We start from the raw sequence: 2,947 nt of genomic DNA on the forward strand, positions 1-2,947 counted from the left end.
AGTACGGTGCCGTTGGGGTTGAGGGTGGTGGGGTTGGTGGGGGTTTCTTGGGTGTTTGCTGGTGTGAGTCGGGGGAGGAGTATGTGGCCGTTGCGAAGGGCGAGTTGGGGTTCGTTGGTGGTGAGTGCGGTGGTGAGTGCGGTGTGGGATGTGGTGGTGTTGTCGGTGTCGATGAGTATGAACCGGCCTGGGTGTTCACTCTGCGCCGAACGCACCAAACCCCACAGCGCGGACTGCCCCAGTGACAGGATTGGCTCGCCGTTGCGGACCGCGGTCGCACGGTAGGTCACGATGGCCAGCTGGCTGGTGGCCAGGCGCTCCTCGCCGAGCCAGCGTCGCAGCACCGCAAGGGTGCGCGCGGTCGCCGCGTGCGGGGAGTCCGTTGCCGGGTCGTTCGCCGTGAGCAGTACATACCGCGGTATCTCGCCGCCGTCCTCCACTGCCTGGATGAGCTCGTCCGCCTCGTCGTCGGACTTCAGGAGAGTGAAGGGCACAGTGGACGTGCTCACGGACGGTGCCGCTACCCAGTGGAGCTGGTGGAGCGCGTCCCCAGTACGGCGGGCCGCCGTGAGCCAGCCGGAGTCGGCCTCACGTACCGCTATGGAATCCGCGGAGAGCACTGGTGCCCCGTCTTCGTCGGTGAGCAGTAGAGCGGTGCGCCCTGGACCGGCAGGTGTCAACCGAAGCCGTACAGCCCTCGCGCCGGTCGCGTACAACCGGACTCCGCTCCAGGAGAACGGCAACCGGAGGCCGTCGGAGTCGTCGGCGCCCGCCAGCGCCAGCGGGTGGAGCGCGGCATCCAGCAACGCGGGGTGGACGCAGAAGCCGTGCGGTGCGCTCTCGTTCGGGCTCCCGGAGCCGTTGCCCGGCGTTTCCCGGGCGGCGTCGGGCAGCACGAGTTCGGCGAACTGCTCCTCGCCTCGGCTCCAGGCGGCTCGCAGCCCTTGGAACGTCGGCCCGTACACGTAGCCCAGTGACGCCAGTTCCTCGTACGCCGAGGAGGTATCGACCTCCTGCGCTCCCTGCGGCGGCCAGGGTTCCACTGCCTCGACGGAAGACGGAGCCTGTGTGGCGAGTACACCCGAGGCGTGGGCCGTCCACGTCCCTGTCCCGCCGTCCTTTCGGGAGTGCACCACCAGTGTCCTGCGGCCCTCGTCGTTCGTCGGTCCCACCGTGAGTTGGAGCTGGACAGCTCCGGATCCGGGTACGGGCAGTGGAGCTTGCAGAGTCAGTTCCTCTACCGTGTCGCAGCCCACCTTTCGGGCAGCGTGCAGCGCGAGTTCGAGCAGCGCCGTACCAGGGAGGACGAGCGAGCCGAGTACCGCGTGATCCGCCAGCCAGGGATGTGTGTCCACGGAGACGCGGCCGGTGAAGACGGTGCCCGCGTCGTCGGCCAGCTCCACCGCGGCGCCCAGCAGCGGGTGGTCCGCCGCCTCCAGACCGGCCGCGTGCACGTCCCCCGTGCCGGTTGTCGGGATGTCCAGCCAGTAGCGCTCACGCTGGAAGGGATAGGCGGGAAGCGTGACCCGACTGGTGCCCCGGTCCCCGAAGTGCGCTGTCCAGTCCACCGACCCGCCAGCGGCGTGCAGCGCGCCGACAGCCGAGGCAAGCGTCCGAGTCTCTTCCCGACCGCGGTGCTGGGTGGACAGCGAGACCATGCCCTCTGCTGAATCGGCCGCCATCACGGACAGGACAGCGTCGGGTCCGATTTCCAGGCAGACCCCGATACCGGTTTCGTGCAGGGTGCGCATGCCGTCCGCGAAACGTACCGTCTCCCTCGCGTGCCGAACCCAGTAGTCGGCGGAAGAGAGCTCATCGGCGGTGGCCATGCGGCCGGTGAGGTCGGATACGACGGGGATCTGCGGCGCGGAGAAGGAGAGCTCCGCGACAACCTCGCGGAAGCGGTCGAGCACGGGCTCCATCAGCGGAGAGTGGAAGGCGTGACTCACCGGCAGTTGCCGCGTCTTGGCGCCGCGTGCCGCCGCCTTCCTCATTAGCTCCAGCACGGCGTCCCCGGCACCCGAGACCACCGTGGAACGTGGCCCGTTGAGCGCGGCGACGGCCGCGCGGTCTTCGAATCCCTCCAGCAGCGCGGACGCCTCTTCCTCACCGATCGACAGGGCTGCCATGGCGCCGCCCGACGGTAGCTCCTGCATCAGCCGGGCACGCGTCGCCACCAGGGTGGCGGCGTCCTCCAGGGAGAGCACTCCTGCCGTGTGGACGGCCGTCAGCGATCCGATCGAGTGCCCGAGCAGCGCTTCGGGCCGTATGCCCCAATGCTCCAGCAGTCGGAAGAGGGCGGTTTCGTGGGCGAAGAGGGCGGGTTGGGTGTATTGGGTTTGGTTGAGGAGTGTGGCTTCTTTGGTGTTGGGTGCGGCGAGGATGAGGTCGCGTAGGGGTTGGTCGAGGTGGGGGTCGAGGGCTGCGCATGCTTCGTCGAAGGCGGTGGCGAAGGCTGGTTGGGTGGCGTGGAGTTGAGCGCCCATTTGGGGGCGTTGGCTGCCCTGCCCGGTGAACAAGAACGCCGTACGGGTCGGCCCGACCGCTTCCCCGGTGACGGTGCCGGGCGCGGGGGCGCCCGAGGCGAGAGAGGTCAGGGCGGCCAGCGCCTCCTGGCGGTCGGCAGCCGTGAACGACGCCCGGTGCTCCAGTGCGCTCCGCCCGGTGGCCAGGACACGAGCCACCGAGGCCAACTCCGTCTCCGGGGCAGCCTCCACGTGGCCGTGCAACTGTTCCGCCCGTGCCCGCAGGGCCTGTGGGGTGTGGCCCGACAGCAGCCATACGGAGGGAGAGGGTTCCGCCGTGACGGGCTGTGTGACGTCGTCCGGCATGGCCGGTTCAGGCCTCGGCTGTTCGAGGATGATGTGGGCGTTGGTGCCGCTGATACCGAACGAGGAGACACCGGCTCGCCGGGGCTGTCCTTCCGGGGACCAGGGCCGTGCTTCGG

The 2,947-nt window shown here is 69.3% G+C and carries 1 protein-coding gene; it reads right to left on the bottom strand.

Translation table 11 applies throughout. The features are described 5' to 3' along the window. The coding region (locus AB0E05_RS36335) for a type I polyketide synthase (protein WP_361971881.1) at nucleotides 1-2,885 on the bottom strand (2,885 nt) is incomplete at its 3' end. Nucleotides 2,886-2,947 lie beyond the last annotated feature (62 nt).

Source organism: Streptomyces sp. NPDC048057 (assembly GCF_040653095.1).
Classification (GTDB): domain Bacteria; phylum Actinomycetota; class Actinomycetes; order Streptomycetales; family Streptomycetaceae; genus Streptomyces.